General features: G+C 63.6%; 18 protein-coding genes and 2 pseudogenes. 8 read left to right on the top strand and 12 right to left on the bottom strand.

Features of this window, described 5'->3' with window-relative positions; genetic code table 11:
• Positions 1-57 precede the first annotated feature (57 nt).
• From V1289_RS01025 to V1289_RS00990, 8 genes are all read left to right on the top strand, one after another.
• Positions 58-384: a hypothetical protein gene (locus V1289_RS01025; protein WP_334395258.1), complete on the top strand. Its 327-nt coding sequence runs from the start codon at positions 58-60 to the stop codon at positions 382-384.
• Between the two features lie 52 nt (positions 385-436).
• Complete coding sequence (locus tag V1289_RS01020) at positions 437-922, top strand: hypothetical protein (RefSeq protein ID WP_334395257.1); 486 nt, start codon at positions 437-439, stop codon at positions 920-922.
• Positions 923-985: 63 nt separating this feature from the next.
• Entirely contained in the window at positions 986-1969 is a 984-nt protein-coding gene (locus V1289_RS01015) for an AraC family transcriptional regulator (RefSeq protein WP_334395256.1), read from the top strand.
• A gap of 235 nt (positions 1970-2204) precedes the next feature.
• The gene (locus tag V1289_RS01010) at positions 2205-3437 is read left to right on the top strand and encodes an acyl-CoA dehydrogenase family protein (RefSeq protein ID WP_334395255.1); all 1233 of its coding nucleotides are present in this window, start codon (positions 2205-2207) and stop codon (positions 3435-3437) included.
• Between the two features lie 103 nt (positions 3438-3540).
• Positions 3541-4767, top strand: a complete 1227-nt coding sequence (locus tag V1289_RS01005; protein WP_334395254.1) for a CaiB/BaiF CoA transferase family protein — start codon at positions 3541-3543, stop codon at positions 4765-4767.
• 33 nt (positions 4768-4800) lie between these two features.
• A complete protein-coding gene (locus tag V1289_RS01000; protein WP_334395253.1) occupies positions 4801-5565 on the top strand; it encodes an enoyl-CoA hydratase in 765 nt (254 codons plus the stop codon).
• Positions 5566-5617: 52 nt separating this feature from the next.
• The gene (locus tag V1289_RS00995; RefSeq protein ID WP_334395252.1) at positions 5618-6532 is read left to right on the top strand and encodes a 3-hydroxyacyl-CoA dehydrogenase; all 915 of its coding nucleotides are present in this window, start codon (positions 5618-5620) and stop codon (positions 6530-6532) included.
• Positions 6533-6553: 21 nt separating this feature from the next.
• A complete protein-coding gene (locus tag V1289_RS00990) occupies positions 6554-7528 on the top strand; it encodes a 3-hydroxyacyl-CoA dehydrogenase NAD-binding domain-containing protein (RefSeq protein WP_334395251.1) in 975 nt (324 codons plus the stop codon).
• 255 nt (positions 7529-7783) lie between these two features.
• Here the strand turns inward: V1289_RS00990 and V1289_RS00985 are convergent.
• The 12 genes and pseudogenes from V1289_RS00985 to V1289_RS00930 all read right to left on the bottom strand — a co-directional run.
• Positions 7784-8278, bottom strand: a pseudogene (locus V1289_RS00985) (LysR substrate-binding domain-containing protein); the annotation flags it as partial.
• Positions 8279-8476: 198 nt separating this feature from the next.
• Positions 8477-9264: pseudogene (locus tag V1289_RS00980) on the bottom strand (Crp/Fnr family transcriptional regulator).
• Between the two features lie 333 nt (positions 9265-9597).
• Positions 9598-9822, bottom strand: a complete 225-nt coding sequence (locus V1289_RS00975; protein WP_334395250.1) for a hypothetical protein — start codon at positions 9820-9822, stop codon at positions 9598-9600.
• Positions 9823-9934: 112 nt separating this feature from the next.
• Entirely contained in the window at positions 9935-10219 is a 285-nt protein-coding gene (locus V1289_RS00970) for a PilZ domain-containing protein (RefSeq protein WP_334395249.1), read from the bottom strand.
• A 208-nt stretch (positions 10220-10427) separates the two neighbouring features.
• A complete protein-coding gene (locus V1289_RS00965) occupies positions 10428-10925 on the bottom strand; it encodes a flavin reductase family protein (protein ID WP_334395248.1) in 498 nt (165 codons plus the stop codon).
• Positions 10922-11428, bottom strand: a complete 507-nt coding sequence (locus tag V1289_RS00960; protein ID WP_334395247.1) for a flavin reductase family protein — start codon at positions 11426-11428, stop codon at positions 10922-10924. Before V1289_RS00960 ends, V1289_RS00965 begins: the two co-directional genes overlap by 4 nt.
• Positions 11429-11466: 38 nt before the next feature.
• Entirely contained in the window at positions 11467-12864 is a 1398-nt protein-coding gene (locus tag V1289_RS00955) for an aspartate aminotransferase family protein (protein ID WP_334395246.1), read from the bottom strand.
• On the bottom strand, positions 12864-13022 hold the full coding sequence (locus V1289_RS00950) for a hypothetical protein (protein ID WP_334395245.1): 159 nt from the start codon (positions 13020-13022) through the stop codon (positions 12864-12866). The genes V1289_RS00955 and V1289_RS00950 overlap by 1 nt, the downstream gene beginning before the upstream one ends.
• The gene (locus V1289_RS00945) at positions 13019-13897 is read right to left on the bottom strand and encodes an ATP-binding cassette domain-containing protein (RefSeq protein WP_334395244.1); all 879 of its coding nucleotides are present in this window, start codon (positions 13895-13897) and stop codon (positions 13019-13021) included. The genes V1289_RS00950 and V1289_RS00945 overlap by 4 nt, the downstream gene beginning before the upstream one ends.
• Entirely contained in the window at positions 13894-14742 is an 849-nt protein-coding gene (locus tag V1289_RS00940) for an ABC transporter ATP-binding protein (protein WP_334395243.1), read from the bottom strand. Before V1289_RS00940 ends, V1289_RS00945 begins: the two co-directional genes overlap by 4 nt.
• Complete coding sequence (locus tag V1289_RS00935) at positions 14739-15671, bottom strand: ABC transporter permease (protein ID WP_334395242.1); 933 nt, start codon at positions 15669-15671, stop codon at positions 14739-14741. The genes V1289_RS00940 and V1289_RS00935 overlap by 4 nt, the downstream gene beginning before the upstream one ends.
• Positions 15668-16618, bottom strand: a complete 951-nt coding sequence (locus V1289_RS00930; RefSeq protein ID WP_334395241.1) for an ABC transporter permease — start codon at positions 16616-16618, stop codon at positions 15668-15670. Before V1289_RS00930 ends, V1289_RS00935 begins: the two co-directional genes overlap by 4 nt.
• Positions 16619-16659: the final 41 nt, after the last annotated feature.

The raw sequence follows: 16659 nt of genomic DNA, 5'->3' as shown, positions 1-16659 counted from the left end.
AACCTGGCCGTGCTCTATGACCGCTAAAACCTTTCAGAGCTGATAGGAGAAATCGCTATGTCAATCCGCAACATCTTATTCTCTGCTGCGTTCGGTATCGCTTCCCTGACGGCCGCCCATGCAGAAGGCCTTCGTCCAATCGAGGGCAAGAGCATCGATCTCGGAGGGATATCTGGGATCGCTTACTACACTGTCGAACGTGATGGGTTTCACGTCGTCGCCACACTTGCGCAGGGCGAGGCGGGAACGCCGATCCGTGTCGTATCCGTACTCGCACCTGGCCAGCGCGTGGTTCTCTCAACACCGCGACAAGCGGATGCAGTCGAGATCAGTCGGAAAGGCGACAATGTTCTCGTTCGCAAGGCGAACGCGACAACGAACTGACTTCGAATCGAGCCAGTGCGGTTAGCCAAACAAATGGAATAAGGAAACTAACATGTCGACCATCCACCTCCGACGGACGAGCACTGCGACGCCCGAGCAGTACGTCGCCGGACTCACCGATTTCGGGCCTGGTCGCTCGAGGCTCTTCGGCAACAGCGCCGACGCCTATCTCAAGGTGCACCACCGGGCCGGCTCGCAGGCTGACGTTACGGAAGGGTCGGGCGGAATCTGGGAGCGCCTGCACTACGACTGGTCCGACCCGAACCGCGTCGTTCTCAAGACGACCGAATCCAACATGTGGGGCGGCGCGTCGGGTCACGTCTACACCTTCACTCGTCGGCCCAACGGAACGACCGACATCGATGTGGTTGTCGTACGCGACGGCAAAAACCTGACGGGACGTCTGCTCGGCTTCGTGCTCGGGACCGTCGGCAGGCGGGTGTTGGAAAAGGCGTTCGAGAACTCCGTCCGGGCCATCGAAGCGCGGAATAGCGAGGCTGACCGTCCAGACGCGGCCAATTCCAGCATCGCAGCCTGAGTAGGGCGCTGGCGAACCCGCAGGAAGTGACCGTCACTTGAGGCAACTCTGTAGGAGCGTGTCTTGGAAATCCAGCATGATCAGCCGGCCGCAGTGAACCGAAACGGATTGGAGCACTACGGTTTCGAAGGGATGCTGTCGTCTTCCGCGGATCGAGGTTGGTCCGGTCTCTCGGCCCAGCTGTGTACCACCATTCGCAAGGGGGTGATCCCATGGAGGACTCCACAGTCCGACATCAGGATGTGCGTCGATATCCACGGCAATGAATCACTGGTCACGCGACGGGCCCCAGGCGTCGAAAGCCGGATAGTCGCAAGGAGAGGTACGGTTTGGCTCTCTCCTCCCGGTCTGCGGGAAGGTTCGGTTGATATCGCCGATGATCTGACGAGTATTCTGCATATTTATCTTCCAGTCAGCCACTTCTTGCCGAGCCACCTCGAGCTCGATGTCGACCTGGCGGCAGTCAGCGCGCCTTGCTACGAAAGGGCGTTCGAAGATCCGCTACTGTCCGAGATCGGATTTGCGATCGCATCGGAGCTGCAGAACGAAACCTCCGCCGGCGGCCTGCTCGTCGGAGCCCTCGCATCGAGCCTGGCGGCGAGGCTGGTCCAGAAGTATGCCGGCGCATCTTCCGCTCAATCCTTTCACCGTCACGCGAGTCAAGGGCTTGATCGGCGCAGACTCTTGCGTGTGCTGGATTACATAGAAGCGAATCTGGAAGGCGACCTCTCCCTTGATCTCATGGCGTCGATCGCTTGCTTGAGCCGATACCATTTCGCACGTGCCTTCAAGCAAGCCGTCGGACAACCTCCTCATCGCTACGTCAGCGCCAGGCGCCTTGACCGCGCGAAAGCCCTGTTGATGCAAGGTGATCGATCGTTGGTGGATATTGCGTTGGCGCTCAGCTTCTCCGATCAGGCCAGTTTCTCGCGCGCATTCAGGCAAGCAACGGGTCACGCCCCCGGCCAGTTTCGTCAGAGGTTCGGATCGCGACAGCCGGAACCGTCACTGGCTGACGTGAGCAGAGCTGTTCCTGCTTTGGCTTGAGTCTGAAGGCCGCACGCCTTTTCGAGGGCGGTCACGTTGGCTGCGATCCGCATTCTGCATCACGGCAAACAATCCCTGACACGTGTGCGGCCAATGACTCGGCATTTGCCTCTGCCATCTCGCTCGCCAGCAAGAAATGACAAAACGACGGCACGAGATGCAAAGCCGTCCGTCGCCGGGGCCGCTACGTTCGAATGCGAGAGAAGACGCCTGCAGTCGCAGGTCCCGCAACGAAATGGAGATCGAAATGGCCACCGCCACCGCACTGAAGCCTTCGGTGCCGAAACAGCTTCCGCCGCCGAACGCCGACTTCTTTCAATTCGCCGAAACGCTGCCCGAAGAGGAGCGCGCGATCGTCAAGAAGGTGCGCGCCTACATGGAGACGCAGGTCGCACCCATCATCAACAAGCACTGGGTCGAGGACTCGTTTCCGTTCGAGCTGCTCCCTTCGTACAAGGAGCTCAACATCGCCGGTCTCGGCATGAATGGTTATGGCTGCCCGGGCGGAAGCCCCTTGCTGGTCGGCCTGGTCGCCCTCGAGATCGCACGGACCGATGTTTCGTTCTGTACTTTCCATGGCGTTCACACCGGCCTGGCGATGAATTCCATCTACCTCGCGGGCACGGAGGAGCAGAAGCAGAAGTGGCTGCCGCCGATGGCGCGCATGGAAAAGATCGGCTGCTTCGCGCTGACCGAACCGCTGGTGGGCTCGGGGACCGGTGCTGGTCTCACGACCACGGCGAAGCGCGAAGGCGATACCTGGATCCTCAACGGCCAGAAGCGCTGGATCGGCAATGCTCCGTGGTGCGACATCTCGATCGTCTGGGCGCGCGACGTGGCCGACAACCAGGTCAAGGGCTTCATCGTCGAGAACAAGACGACGCCCGGGTTCAGCGTCGAGAAGATGCAGAACAAGATCGCGCTGAAGGTTGTTCAGAACGGGCAGATCACCCTGACCGACTGTCGCGTGCCCGACGCGAACCGTCTCCAAGGAGGCAAAGGAACGTTCCGCGATCCTGCGCTGGTACTGCGTGGCACCCGGCACGGCGTCGGCTGGGAAATCACCGGTGCCCAGATGGGCGCCTACGAAAACGCCCTGAAGTACGCCCAGGAGCGCTTGCAGTTCGGCAAGCCGATCGGGTCGTTCCAGCTCATTCAGGATCTTCTGGCGAAGATGCTGGCTAACATCGTGGCCTGTCAAAGCATGTTGGTCCGCGCGATGCAGCTGGAAACCGAAGGCAAGCTGACGGATGCGCAGGCGGCCATCGTCAAGGCGTTTTGCACGTCTAAGGCGCGGGAAACGGTCGCCTGGGCCCGCGAGCTTCTGGGCGGCAACGGGATCCTGGTCGACTACAACGTGGCGCGCTTCTTTGCCGATGCCGAGGCGATCTACTCCTACGAAGGAACCTACCAGATGCAGAACCTGATCGTCGGCAAGGCGATCACCGGGTTCAGCGCCTTCGTCTGACGTCGCCGGCGGGCCGGCATCGGTTGCCGACCCGCCCCTCAGCGCGCACCGCAGTTTCACGGTCGCTGGGATTTCAAACCAAATCGAGCTCTGGAGCCGTCAAATGGCAAACGAAAACATCTTTTCCGGCTTGAAGGTTGTCGACCTGTCGAGCTTCGTCGCTGCGCCGGGCGCGGCCGTGATCCTCTCCGACTTCGGCGCCGAGGTCATCAAGGTCGAGCCCCCGCAGGGCGACATGTGGCGACGCGGGCACCAGACCCCGGTGCAACCGCAATCCGAAGAGGCCTACCAGTGGCATCTCGCCAACCGCAACAAGCGCAGCATCGCGCTGGATCTCAAGTCGCCGGCCGCGCAGCAGGTCATTTTCGAGCTCGCCAACTGGGCCGACGTGTTCATCGTCAACACGCCACATCATGCACGCAAGAAGCTGAAGCTCGAATACGAGGACGTCGCGGGCTGGAATCCGCGGCTGATCTACGCCGACCTGACCGGCTTCGGCGAGTGTGGGCCCGACGCCGATCTGCCTGGCTTCGACATCACGGCGTACTGGGCGCGCAGCGGCCTCTTGTCGATGACTCGCTCTGCCGGCGTGCCGCCGACCTGGCCCGTGGGCGGCAGCGGCGACAACGCCACGGCGGTCGGTCTCTATTCGGCGATCGTCACGGCTCTCTACCGGCGCGAGCGCACCGGGAAGGGCTCGTATGTCACGACGTCGCTGCTGGCCCAGGGTGTGTGGTCGGCCAGTGTTTCCATCCAGGCGGCACTCGCCGGCGCCAAGTTTCCTCCGCGGCACGACCGCACGCATCCCGCCAACGCGGCGATGAACGTCTATCGCTCGTCCGACGGAACGTGGTTCGTTCTCATCATCACGCCCGACAAGTTCGTCACCGTCGTGAAGGCGATCGGTCGGTCCGACCTGCTGACCGATCCGCGCTTCTCCGCTCCGGCGCAGATCATGGCGAACATGACGCCGCTCACGGCCATCTTCGACGAGATCTTCAGCGCTCGGCCCATGATGCATTGGCATTCGGTCTTCGCCAGCCTGAACGTCACCTTCGGAGAAGTCCGGGGACCGCAGGAGGTGATCGACGATCCGCAGCTCAAGGACAACGAGATCATCGTTCCGCTCGACGGCGCCGGCGCCAAACTGGCCTCGACGATCTCGAGCCCGATCAAGGTGCATGGCGTCACGAAGGTCCCGGCACGGCGAGCGCCGGGCCTTGGTGAGCACACCGAGGAGATTCTCCGCGAGCTCGGTTTCGACGCCAGGAGCATCGAAAGCCTGCGCGAAAAGGGGGCCGTGCCGAAGGCAAAGGAACGCGCAGCCTGACCGCGCCGAAGCCCTCGACCAAGGAAGCACACGATGAACGAGATCATTACGGAAATTTCCGGCGGCATCCTGCGGGTCGAGCTGAATCGCCCGGCCCAGAAGAACGCGATGACGGCCGACATGTACACCAGCCTCGCCGATACCTTTAGCGCGGCTTCCGACGACGAAGCGGTCCACGTCGTGCTCTGGCACGGCGCCGGAAACGCGTTCTGCGCCGGCAACGACATCGGGGATTTCCTCGAGAATCCGCTGGGGCCCGGCGAATCCCCGCAGGTCCGCCTGATCAAGGCGCTCATCGCGTTCGAAAAACCGATCGTCGCGGCCGTGCAGGGCGCCGCGGTCGGCGGCGGAACCACGATGCTGACGCACTGCGACTTCGTCTACGCCGGCGAGAGCGCGAAGTTCAAGCTGCCGTTCATCGATCTGGGACTGGTGCCCGAATTCGGTTCGAGCTTTTCGATACCGGCGCGCGTCGGCCATCTCCGGGCGGCGGAAATGTTTCTGCTCGGCGAGCCGTTCACGTCAGTGCGGGCGGCGGAGCTGGGCCTCGTGACCCGCGTGGTGCCCGACGCCGACCTGCTGGCAACGGCCACCGCAACGGCACAAAAGCTTGCGGCCAAGCCGGCCGGCGCGCTGCGTGCCTCCAAACGCCTGATCAAGCGGGCTTCGGCCGGTCAGATCGCAGAAGCTGCGGAAATCGAAAGCCGGGAGTTCGCCGAGCGGCTGCGGTCCGCGGAAGCCAAGGAAGCCTTCACGGCGTTCCGTGAGAAGCGACCGCCCAATTTCATCAACCTGTGAAAGCCAGTCGTGGCCGAATAGGTCGGCGGCGCTGCAAACGAAAGGACATACCATGACCGTACTTCAGGCCACGAGAACGACGGCATTGTCGGACGCCACCCGCAGCGGCCGGCTATTCCTGCTTGAGCTGAGCGGGGGCCGGATCCACTCGATCAATCCCGACGGTTCCGACCGCAGGATCATCGTCACCGGATGCCGCAATCCCGACGGCGTCGCCGTCGACGTCGCTGCGGGACACATCTACTGGACCAACATGGGTGTTCCCCACCTCAACGACGGCTCGATCGAGCGGGCCGATCTCGACGGGGGGAATCGCCGGATCATCGTCCCTGAAGGCTTAACCTTCACCCCGAAGCAGCTCCATCTCGAGAAGGACGAGGGCAAGCTTTACTGGGGCGACCGCGAGGGCATGCGCGTGATGCGCGCCAACCTCGATGGCTCGCAGGTCGAAACGCTGGTCGAGACCGGCCGTGGCGATAGGGATCGGCGCGACCAGACCAAGTGGTGCGTCGGAATCGCGATCGATCCGAAGTATCGGAAGGTCTACTGGACGCAAAAGGGGCCTGACAACGCAGGCCTGGGTCGCATCTTCCGCGCCAACATCGACATTCCTGCCGGCGAGAGCCCGGCGAAACGCTCCGACATCGAGGTGCTGTTCGATCACCTGCCGGAGCCCATCGATCTGGAACTCGATCTGACCAACCGCGTCCTGTACTGGACCGACCGCGGCGACCCTCCGCGTGGCAACACCGTCAGTCGCGCGGCGATCGACCGAAAGGCGGAGCCGGAAATCCTGATCACGCATCTGATGGAGGGGATCGGCATCGACCTCGACGTTCCCGGCAACCGGATGTTCGTCACCGACTTCGGCGGTTCGGTCTATTCCGCGGAGCTCGATGGGAACAACGAGCATGGCCTCCTCTACGCCCAAGGCAATCTCACCGGCATCGCCTACGTCGAAGTCTGACAAACGCATTGGAGAAACGACATGACCGTTACCAAACCCATTCACCGCATCGCCATCGTCGGCACCGGCGTGATCGGCGCGAGCTGGACCGCGCTGTTTCTCGCCAAGGGACTGCAGGTCACGGCGACGGACATCGCGCCGAACGCGGAAGCCGCGCTCGTGCAGTTCGTGGAGAACGCCTGGCCGGCGCTCAAGCGATTGGGCCTGTCGCCCGGGGCATCGCAATCGAACCTCAAGTTCACGGCCGACCTCGCGGCGGCACTCGACGGTGCCGACTTCGTGCAGGAGAACGGGCCGGAGCGGCTCGATTTCAAGCGCAAGCTCTACGGACAGCTCGACGAACTGCTGTCCCCCGACGCGATCATCGCGTCGAGCTCATCCGGACTGAAGATGAGTGAAATCCAGTCGGGCGCCGCGCTGCATCCCGAGCGCTGCGTCATCGGCCACCCGTTCAACCCGCCGCACCTGATCCCGCTCGTCGAGGTCGTGGGCGGAAAAAAGACCTCGGAACAGTCGATCCGGCGAGCAATGGAGTTCTATACGTCGATCGGGAAGAAGGCGGTGCGCCTCAACAAGGAATTGCCCGGCCATGTCGCGAACCGCCTGCAGGGCGCGCTGGCACGCGAGGTCTATCATCTTGTGGCCGAGGATGTGCTGAGCGCCGCCGATGTGGACGACGCGCTTTCCTGGGGGCCGGGCCTGCGCTGGGGCATCATGGGCAACATGATGCTCAATCACCTCGGCGGGAGCCCGGGCGGCATCGAGCACTTCTTCCAGCAGTTCGCAGGACCGATGACGACTTCGTGGAAGGCCCTCGGCTCACCGGTGCTCACGCCCGAACTGCAGAAGAAGCTCATCGATGGCGTCCGCGCCGAGGTCGGATCGCGCACCATCCCGGAGTTGGAGGCAGAGCGGGACGAGATTCTGCTCGGCCTGCTCGAACTGCGCGCCAAGCGTCCCGACACGGTCGCGCCACGCGAAGCCGCGGCTGAGTAAGGCGGCGGTCGAACCGCCGCTCTGACGTGGAAGCAGAGCACCAATGGACCTGTGGTACGTTCACGCCATCGCGGCGTTTTCGGGATCGGCTTCCGGCGCGGTGGCTACGGTGCTGACCGACCTGTTCGCACAACGCCGCAAAGCACCGCGTGCTCGAAGGTCTCAGGCGCTGTCTCGCCGCCGAGGATCTTTACAAGAACTTCGTAGAAGAAGCGTCCAGGCTCCACAAGCGGCTCCGCGCTTCCACTTCGCAGTCTACTTCCCGCGATATCGAAGCGCGTCTACCAACAGCGAGAAGGCCGGCGAGGGCTGCCGGCGGCTGGGATAGTAGAGATGATATCCCGAGAACGGCGGACACCAATCCGCCAGCACGCGAACGAGCCGGCCTTCCGAGACGTATGGCTGGACATGTCCCTCCGTGAGGTAGGCAAGGCCGAGACCCTTCAACGCGCCGTCCAGGAGAAGGCCGGCGCTGTTGAATACCAACTGCCCCTCGACCCGCACGTTGAGCTCCCGCCCGTTCTTCTCGAACTCCCACGTGTACAGGCTGCCGCCGTGCGTCGGCAGGCGGAGGTTGAGACAGTTGTGGTGGGTCAGATCCTGCGGCGTCTTCGGCCGCTTGCGATCGGCGAAGTAGGACGGCGAGCCTACGACGGCCATCCGGAGATCGGGGCTGATGCGCACGGCGATCATGTCCTTGGCAACGAGTTCGCCAGGACGAATGCCGGCATCGACCTGCTGCGCGACAATGCAGCGTGCAATGATCGGCACTTCAAGCCCTGCCAAGCGAAGGATGAGCGGGAGGACTGTTGCCAATCTGCTCACCAATTTGGCGCTCGATCCGTTTGGACAGATCCCCGATAAGTTCTGCGCCGCGCGCGCGAAGCTAGTGGGAATTAGGACGGCGGCGGAGCAGGCGACGGCCGGGATCAATCGCCCGGACCGCTGTCAGTTGGCGAAAGGCGTCTGCGGCGCGATCTTGTTCTGCGCGATGATGGCTTCGGCCCGCGCGAGATTTTCCAGCAGGCGCTGGCTGGTCAAGACAAGGAAGTAATAGCCGAACTGCGGGTTTTGGAAGTAGATCTCAAGCAGCTTTTCATAGCTGATAGTCAGGACGCGGCCATCCTCGATACATTCGATCGTCGCGGTCCGGCGGTTGTCGGGCGTGAGGAAACCAAGCTCGCCCATCAAACGACCGGCGGAAGTTCGACGTTGATTTCGATGACCCGGAATTTGCCGGTAACGGTCAGCAGCATTTCATTGGCTGCGTCACCCTTCTTCATCAAGATATCGCCCTTGCGATACTTGCGGTCGGTCATGAACGGCTTGAGCCACTCCATCGACATGTCGCCCTGTGTTGCGGTGCGCGCCTTCTTCACGAGAGCGAGCATTTGACGGAGACGGTAGGCATTGATGGGAATCATCAGGAGATAAAGAAAAAAGGTCGTGACGGCTCCGGTGAGCGCACCGAAGATGGCGAAGAATGCGCAACCGATCATGTTCGCGACCCGCAGCGGCACCATCGTGTGCGTCAGCAATGTGGCGACAAAGAAGATCGCGCCGACCAGGCCGAACATATTGGCAAGCGTGATGTTGTGCAGAAAGATTTCCAGCAGGCGGTTGAAGATGGCGTCCCAAGTCACGCTGTTCGGATCGAGACCCATTTGGACCAGAATCTTCGCGAACCTGAGGTTGTCGGTTGCTGCATCGAGAATGCGCTCCAGCATGATGGACATATCTCCTTTGGAGCCGGTGAGGCCAGTTTACCGGAAGTGGCTTTATCGCAGCGCAACAAACTTGGCCGCCCGACTTCCGAGGTGGGTCAATTTCTGACTTGGGCGCCGGCAGTTGCGACGTCAGTTTAACCCATGAAAACAGCCTATCGACTTCGGTAAACGCCGCTGGGTGGCCGCGCTTACCAACGATAGGTACCGACATTGCACAATCAAACGGCTCGCGCTGAGTAGGTCCCCGTCCGCCTAAAGTCTTCAACCGGCTCAGCGCGCAAGTTCACAGAAGAACGTTTCGGACCAATTGAGTGAGCTGTCACTCTAATCGCTCGTCATCGCCTACGTCGCTCGGAGCGCGCGCAGGGCAGCTCCGAGCAGTGCCCAGGTCCCGGCGTTGGCGTCTGGGTCTTCATGCTGACGCCACGCACTCTGGACGGCAGCGACCACCCGCGCGGCTGGATGGACATAGACGTACTGGCCGAAGGAGCCGGCCGCCAGGAAAGCGCCGGCGTGGATGCCGGTCGGCCCGTGCGGCGTGGCCCACCAATGGTAGCCGTATCCCATGGGAGAGCCGGGCGTGAGCCGGTCGATGCCGGGAGGCGCGCTGACCTCGATCCCGGTTTGGTCGTCCAGATATCTGATCAGTTTCGCCGCCCATTTTCCGATGCGTCGCTTGTTACGTGAACGGACTCACTGTTACGAATTTCGCGCCGATTACATCGCCGTTGACCCAGGCCAGCTCGCAACGGCAATAGGCTAGGCCGGTGGCCGATAACAAGTGAAAGAACTCTTTGAGATTTAGGCCCTCGATCGAATCCTCGATCCTTAGTCTTGCCCCTGTTTGGGAGACGTCTTCCATGGAGCAGTCGCGTCGCCACGTGACGTCAATTCCCATGATGGAAACGCCAATTCCCTTTTCAAAAACTATGCGCGTGCTCTTGCGGCGTTGGGAAGTGGCCATGTTGGGCGCCTAGATGGACTGGTCGTGCAAATTACCAACCTAGCCCTAAAAGCTTATTAAACCCGGAAGCGGCGCGCCTTCGACGACGGTCTACTTGCTTGTCCACAGTCGGTGAGCCGCGCTTGATATCGCCGCGGGTTGCATCATCAATATATCCGGATTCAATATGACAAGCACAGGCCGTGGCGGGCTTCGAATCAGATGGAGGTCAGCGTAGTTCCGCCGGTGGAGCAAGCCGGCGATACGATCCGTCGAGATAGACGAGCGGCTCGCACATCTCGTCATTGAAAAGCACGCCATTGATCTCGCCGATGAAGATGGTGTGAGATTGATAGGGCACAATCTTGTCGACCATGCAGTCGAAAGCGACGATGGCAGAGGGCAGCACGGGCGCGCCTGTCTGCAGCCGGTTCCATGAACGTTCGGAGAAACGTTCTCCCCGGCGCTCCGGATTTCCGAACAGGGCTGCCAGATGCGCATCGCGGCGACTGAGCACGTTAACGCAGAAGACGCCGGCCTCGCTGATGGCGGCGTGGCAGGACGCGGATTTGTTGATGCAGACCAGCAGCGTCGGCGGATCGGAGGTCAGCGAACTGGCTGAGGTCACGACGAGGCCGTATGGAACTTTGTCCTTGAGCGTCGTGATGATCGACACCCCCGCGGCGAGGCGGCGCATCCCAAGCTTGAAGTCTTCGGCCGCTATCATAGCAGATACTTTCCCTTGAAGAGGATGAGCGGTGGCCGGTCGGAGCCGACCACCCAGCCGACGACGCGGCCGATCACGATGACCGCCGTCTCGCGCTCGACCATGTCCTCGACCACGCAATCGCAGGCACCGAGTGCATCTTCGAGGACAGGCGCGCCGGTTTCGATCGTCCCCCAGCGTCCGGCCGCGAAGCGGTCTTCCATGCTGGCGCCGCGGCGAGAGAAGGCATCGGCGACCGCCTCCTGATCGGCCGCGAGGTAGTTGATGGCGAAAGCGCGGCTGGAGGCGATCGGCGCGAGCGCGGAGGTGTTGCGATCGAGTGAGACGAGGAGCGTCGGCGGCTGCGCCGTGACATGTGCGGCCGAGAGGCCGACGAAGCCTGCCGGCCCGTCCGGCCCCTGCGTCGTCACGATCGTCATGCCGGTGGCGCGCGCGCCCAGCGTCTGCCAGAACTGTCTGGCGTCCATCAGGCCGGTCTGGGCGTTTTCGACAAGCGTAGTCATCGTCTCTCCGTTCTCCTGCTCGGTCGGCCAGCTCGGCGTCAGGCCGGCAGGACATTGTCCTTCTTCAAGGAATGCAGGGCCGAGCGGAAGCCTGCAATCGTGCGCTCGACACAGCCGTCGTCATGCGTGGCGGAGATCATGCCCCCCGGCCAGCCGGCAATGTCGATCCCTTCGACGAGGAGGGCGAGGCGCAGCGCGGTCAGCGTTGCGGGGTCGTTGCCGCGCAACTCGTCAGCCGGGCAGACGAATGCGTCGAACCTCGCCGGCCTGATCTCGCGGCCCTTCGGGTTGGTGAAGATGTGGAAGGCCGAGAAGCGGCCATAGACCGCCCAGGCGACGCCTTCCTCCTCGAGAACCGCGTTGAGCGCCTCGCGCAGCTTGGCGCCGGTGGCGTTCGCGCGTGCGCAGGCATCGGTCGAGCCGATCTTGCGCAACGCGGCCGCGCCCGCCGCGGCGCAGACCGGATTGGCGTTGAACGTGCCCTGATGGCGCACCTTCTCGCTGCCGCGCCGCTTTGTTACCTCATAGTCCAGCGGGTCGAGCAGATCCTTGCGGCCGACGATGGCGGCGCCGGGAAAGCCTCCGGCCGCGATCTTGGCGAAGGACGTCAGGTCGGGCCGGATGCCAAAGGCTCCTTGGGCGCCGCCGGGTGACACCCGGAAACCAGTGATGACCTCGTCGAACATGAGCACGACGCCGTGCCTGGCGGTCAGATCACGCAGTGCGTGCAGGAATTCCTCCGCGATCGGTACGCGGCCGAAGGTCGCGCCGGTCGGCTCGATCATGACGGCGGCGATGCCGTCATCAGTCTCCAATACATGTCTGGTGCGTTCCAGATCCCCCGGCGGCACGACGACAACGTTCTCGGCTATGCCGGGCAGCACGCCGATCGTCGGCGTGCTGTCGGGCATCATGTGGCCGATCGTGGCGTGGTCGTGCCAGCCGTGAAAATGGCCGGCGAAGCGCAGCACGCGCGGTTTGCCGGTCGCCGCCCGGGCGAGGCGCAGGCCAAGGAGCGTGGCCTCCGTGCCGGAGTTGGTGAAGCGTATGCGCTCGGCCGATGGCACCAGCCTTCGAATCTCCTCGCCCCATTCGACCTCGAGCTGATGGCTCGCGCCGTAATGCGTGCCCTTAGCCAGTTGGGCCGTAGCGGCCATCGTCACGTCGGGATCGTTATGGCCGAGGATGAGCGCGCCATGGCCTCCGATGTAATCGACGTATTCGTGGCCATCGACGTCCCATTTCAAGGGGCCGAACGCCCGTTCGACATAGATCGGATAGGGATCGAGCTGACGGCTGTCATGGGTGATACCGCTCGGAAAAAGCGTGGCCGAGCGCGCGAAGAGCTCGCGCGAGCACGGCGTACGGTCGAGATATTCGTCGATGATGCGGGGAGGCCGGAAAGCGGTGGTCGCCGCCAGGGGCAGGGCTGTCATCACGGGTTCTTTTCCTCGATCAGGTCATTCGGCTGCGACGGAAAGCGCCGCCCATCATGGCCGCGATGGTCCGGGCCTGCGGCGCGGCGGTGAAGGCGGACATTGTGGGCGAGGGCGTCGATGTCGATTTCGAGCCAGGCCGGGCGCAGGCTCGTCATTCCGCCGCCTCCTTAGGCGCGGATACGGCCAGAAGCGCTGACTCCCTGCGGGCGCGGCGGCCCTTGATGCCTTTCGGGATCGCAGCCAGCAAGGCCCGCGTGTAAGGGTCGGAGGGGGAGCGCAGCACTGTCTCGGGTGGCCCCTCCTCGACGATGCGGCCCCCATGCATCACCGCGACCCTCGTGCTGATGTGGCTCACCAGCGCTAGGTCGTGGCTGATGAACAGCAGCGTCAGCCCGAGTTCGTTGCGCAGCTTCAGCAGGAGCTTGATGATCTGGGACTGCAGCGAGACATCGAGCGAGGCCACCGGCTCGTCCGCGACCAGGAATTCGGGTTCGAGGGCGAGACAACGGGCAATCGCGACGCGCTGGCGTTGGCCGCCCGAAAGCTGGTGCGGATAGCGCTGCCGCAGCGCGCCGTTGAGGCCGACGACATCCAGAAGCTCGTTCGAACGCTCCGTCCGTCTCGCTCTGGCTAGGCCGCGCAGGGCGAGCGACTCGTCGAGGGCACGGCCGACGGTCTTGCGCGGGTTGAGCGAGGAACCGGTGTCCTGGAACACCATCTGCACGCTGCGGCGAAAATCTTTCAGGGCGCGGCCGCGCGCGCTTGCGAGATTCTCGCCGCGATAGTTCACATAGCCCTCATCCACGGTCAGCAGCCGGACGGCGGCCTGGGCCAGTGTCGACTTGCCGGAGCCGCTCTCGCCGACCAGGCCAACGATCTCGCCCCGACGGACCGTCAGCGACACGTCGTCGAGTGCGCGCAGCAGGCGGCGCTTGCCGGTCAGGCGGTTGATCAGCCCGTCGTCCAGCACGAATTCCTTCCGCGCCTTGACGAATTCGAGAAGGATTTCCGGCTCCCGCTGCGATGTCATGGCGCTACCTCGCCGGCGCTGGATAGAGCCGCAGCGCTCCACGGCTCGACGCCCTCGATGCGCGGAATACAGTTCTGCAGCATGCGGGTGTAAGAGTGCTGCGGTCGTAGGAAGATGTCCTCGACATCGCCATGCTCGACGACGTTGCCCGTATGCATCACGTAGACGCGGTCACAGATCTCGGCCACGAGGTCGAGATTGTGCGAGATGAACAGTACGGAGAGGCCGAGCTTTTCGCGCAGCTGCCACAGCAGCGTCACGACCTGTGCCTGGATCGTTACATCGAGGGCCGTCGTCGGCTCGTCCGCGATGAGCAGTTTCGGCTCGCAGGCGATGGCGAGCGCAATCATGACGCGCTGGCGCATGCCGCCCGAGAATTCGTGCGGATAGCTCGAGAGCCGGCGGCCGGCTTCGGTGATGCCGACGAGCTCGAGCACCTCGACCGCCCGGTCGCGGGCTGCTTCGCGCGTGGCGGCCGGCCTGTGCGCGCGGACGGTATCGACGAGCTGCTGACCGATGGTGAAGGCCGGGTTGAGCGAGCTCAGCGGGTCCTGGAACACCATGGAGATGTGGCGACCGCGCACGGTGCGCATCGCCTTCTCGTCGAAGGCGGCCAGATCGCGGCCCGCGAACAGTATCTCGCCGCCGGTGATCCGGCCCGGCTGCGCCACCAGCCGCATGACGGCCAGCGCGCTGACGCTCTTGCCGGAGCCCGACTCGCCGACGATACCGATCGCCTCGCCCGGCGCCACCGAGAAGCTCACCCCGCGCACGGCCTCGGTCATGCCGTTCGCCATCGGGAAGGAGACCCGCAGGTCGCGGACGTCGAGCAGAAGAGCGGTCACGTCAGGAGCCTCCCGGTGTTGCGGCGGGGATCGAGGATGTCGCGAAGCCCATCACCAAGGAGGTTGAAGCCGATGACAGTGAGCGAGATCGCCGCGCCGGGGAAGACGGGCATCCACCACTCGCCCGAGAAAACATAGTTGCGCGCGTCCGCGAGCATCGAGCCCCAGCTCGGCGTCGGCGGCTGCACGCCCAGCCCGACGAAACTGACCGACGCCTCGACGACGATACCGATCGCAACGAGCATCGTCGCCTGCACGATCAGCGGCGACAGGCAGTTTGGCAGGACGTCGCCGAACATGATCGCGAGATTGCTGGCCCCCTGCACGCGCCGCGCCTTGACGTAGTCAGAGGTCATCTCGACCTGGGCTACGGCATGGGTGATGCGCGCGAGCGTTGGCATGTAGAGCAGGCCGATCAGGATCAGGAGCTTGTGCACGTTCGTGAAGGTGAACGGCCCGATACCGACGGAATCCACACCAACGATGCCGATGATCGCGATCGCCCAGATGAGGAGGGGAATCGAGGCGATGGCGTCGATCGCGCGCATCACGATCTGCTCCACCCAGCTTCCGCTGTGATAGGCGGCGAACAGCCCGATTAGGATGCCGCCCGTGACACCGATCACGACGGCGAGCAGGCTCACCGTCAGCGAGGCGCGCGAGCCCCAGATCACGCGGCTCAGGATGTCGCGCCCGCCATGGTCGGTGCCGAGCCAGAATTCGGCGGAGGGCGGCAGCAGCTTGTTTTCGATGGCGATCTCAATGGGATCGTAGGGTGCGATCAGCGGAGCGAAGATCGCAGCACCAATGGCGATGATCACAATGACCGCTCCGGTCGTCGTCGCCCAGTTGAGGCGCGCGCCCTGCCATATGCGCTGGAGCGCCGGGCGGCTCACCTCGGCAAGCGGGTGCTCTTCCGCGACGCTCATCGCTGGGCCGTCGCCAGCTTCGGGTTGAGCTGGCGGTTGAGGAGGTCGGCGGCGAGGTTAGACACGATGAAGACGATGGTGAAGACGTAGACCACCGCCTGCATGGTGAAGTAGTCGCGCTGGCCGACCGCGGTCAGGAGCGCATTAGACATGCCCGGAATATTGAAAAGGTATTCGACGATCAGCGCCCAGCCGAACATGTAGCCGAATGACATGGCGCCGACGCTGACGACCGGGACGAGCGCGTTCTTCAGCGCGTACCAGAGCACCCGCCCGCGCGGAAGGCCGAGCGCGCGAGCCGTGCGGACGTATTCGCTGCCCAGCGTCTCGACGAGGCCGGAACGCGTCATGCGGCTCAGGATGGCGATATAGTAGACGCCAAGCGCGAAGGCGGGCAGGGCGATGGACTGCAGATGCGCCACGATCCCGTCCGATAGCGGAACGAAGCCGCCAGGCGGAAACCAGCCGAACTCCACGGCCGGGAAGCGGATCAGCATGAGCCCGAGCCAGAACCCCGGCACCGACACGCCGATGACGGCGATGATGCGCGCAGCATGGTCGATCCAGCTGCCCTCATAGACTGCTGACAGCACGCCTATCGGGAGCGCGACGACGACCGCGAAGGCGAAGGCGAACAACACGAGCTCCAGCGTGATCGGCAGGGTTTCGGCCAAGAGCGCGTTCATCGAGCGGCCGGTGACGAAGGAGCGGCCGAAGTCGCCGTGCAGGACGAGTTGACCGAGCCAGCGGATATATTGCTCCGCGACGGGTCGATCGAGGCCGTGGTCCTTCTCGAACTGGGCGATCTGCGTATCCGTCGCGTCCAGGCCGAGCGCGACGCGCGCGGGGGAGCCCGGCACGCCGCGCGTCAGCACGAAAAGCAACAGCCCGACGAAGAGCAGCGCGAGGATCGAGAACGCCAAGCGGTCGATAAGCATGCGCAGCATGTCAGGTCTCCTTGTCAGCCCGCTCCGGCCAGGACGCGATC

The organism is Bradyrhizobium sp. AZCC 2289 (genome assembly GCF_036924615.1).
Lineage (GTDB): Bacteria > Pseudomonadota > Alphaproteobacteria > Rhizobiales > Xanthobacteraceae > Bradyrhizobium.
The sequence above is the reverse complement of the archived record's forward strand: the minus strand, read 5'-3'. Positions and strand labels throughout refer to the sequence as shown.

What these genes read in the sequence shown, in the direction of transcription:
- V1289_RS01025 (WP_334395258.1), top strand. Translation starts at nt 58, where the DNA reads ATGTCAATCCGCAACATCTTATTCTCTGCTGCGTTCGGTATCGCTTCC.
- V1289_RS01020 (WP_334395257.1), top strand. Translation starts at nt 437, where the DNA reads ATGTCGACCATCCACCTCCGACGGACGAGCACTGCGACGCCCGAGCAG.
- V1289_RS01010 (WP_334395255.1), top strand. Translation starts at nt 2,205, where the DNA reads ATGGAGATCGAAATGGCCACCGCCACCGCACTGAAGCCTTCGGTGCCG.
- V1289_RS01005 (WP_334395254.1), top strand. Translation starts at nt 3,541, where the DNA reads ATGGCAAACGAAAACATCTTTTCCGGCTTGAAGGTTGTCGACCTGTCG.
- V1289_RS01000 (WP_334395253.1), top strand. Translation starts at nt 4,801, where the DNA reads ATGAACGAGATCATTACGGAAATTTCCGGCGGCATCCTGCGGGTCGAG.
- V1289_RS00995 (WP_334395252.1), top strand. Translation starts at nt 5,618, where the DNA reads ATGACCGTACTTCAGGCCACGAGAACGACGGCATTGTCGGACGCCACC.
- V1289_RS00990 (WP_334395251.1), top strand. Translation starts at nt 6,554, where the DNA reads ATGACCGTTACCAAACCCATTCACCGCATCGCCATCGTCGGCACCGGC.
- V1289_RS00975 (WP_334395250.1), bottom strand. Translation starts at nt 9,822, where the DNA reads ATGGGATACGGCTACCATTGGTGGGCCACGCCGCACGGGCCGACCGGC.
- V1289_RS00970 (WP_334395249.1), bottom strand. Translation starts at nt 10,219, where the DNA reads ATGGCCACTTCCCAACGCCGCAAGAGCACGCGCATAGTTTTTGAAAAG.
- V1289_RS00965 (WP_334395248.1), bottom strand. Translation starts at nt 10,925, where the DNA reads ATGATAGCGGCCGAAGACTTCAAGCTTGGGATGCGCCGCCTCGCCGCG.
- V1289_RS00960 (WP_334395247.1), bottom strand. Translation starts at nt 11,428, where the DNA reads ATGACTACGCTTGTCGAAAACGCCCAGACCGGCCTGATGGACGCCAGA.
- V1289_RS00955 (WP_334395246.1), bottom strand. Translation starts at nt 12,864, where the DNA reads ATGACAGCCCTGCCCCTGGCGGCGACCACCGCTTTCCGGCCTCCCCGC.
- V1289_RS00950 (WP_334395245.1), bottom strand. Translation starts at nt 13,022, where the DNA reads ATGACGAGCCTGCGCCCGGCCTGGCTCGAAATCGACATCGACGCCCTC.
- V1289_RS00945 (WP_334395244.1), bottom strand. Translation starts at nt 13,897, where the DNA reads ATGACATCGCAGCGGGAGCCGGAAATCCTTCTCGAATTCGTCAAGGCG.
- V1289_RS00935 (WP_334395242.1), bottom strand. Translation starts at nt 15,671, where the DNA reads ATGAGCGTCGCGGAAGAGCACCCGCTTGCCGAGGTGAGCCGCCCGGCG.
- V1289_RS00930 (WP_334395241.1), bottom strand. Translation starts at nt 16,618, where the DNA reads ATGCTGCGCATGCTTATCGACCGCTTGGCGTTCTCGATCCTCGCGCTG.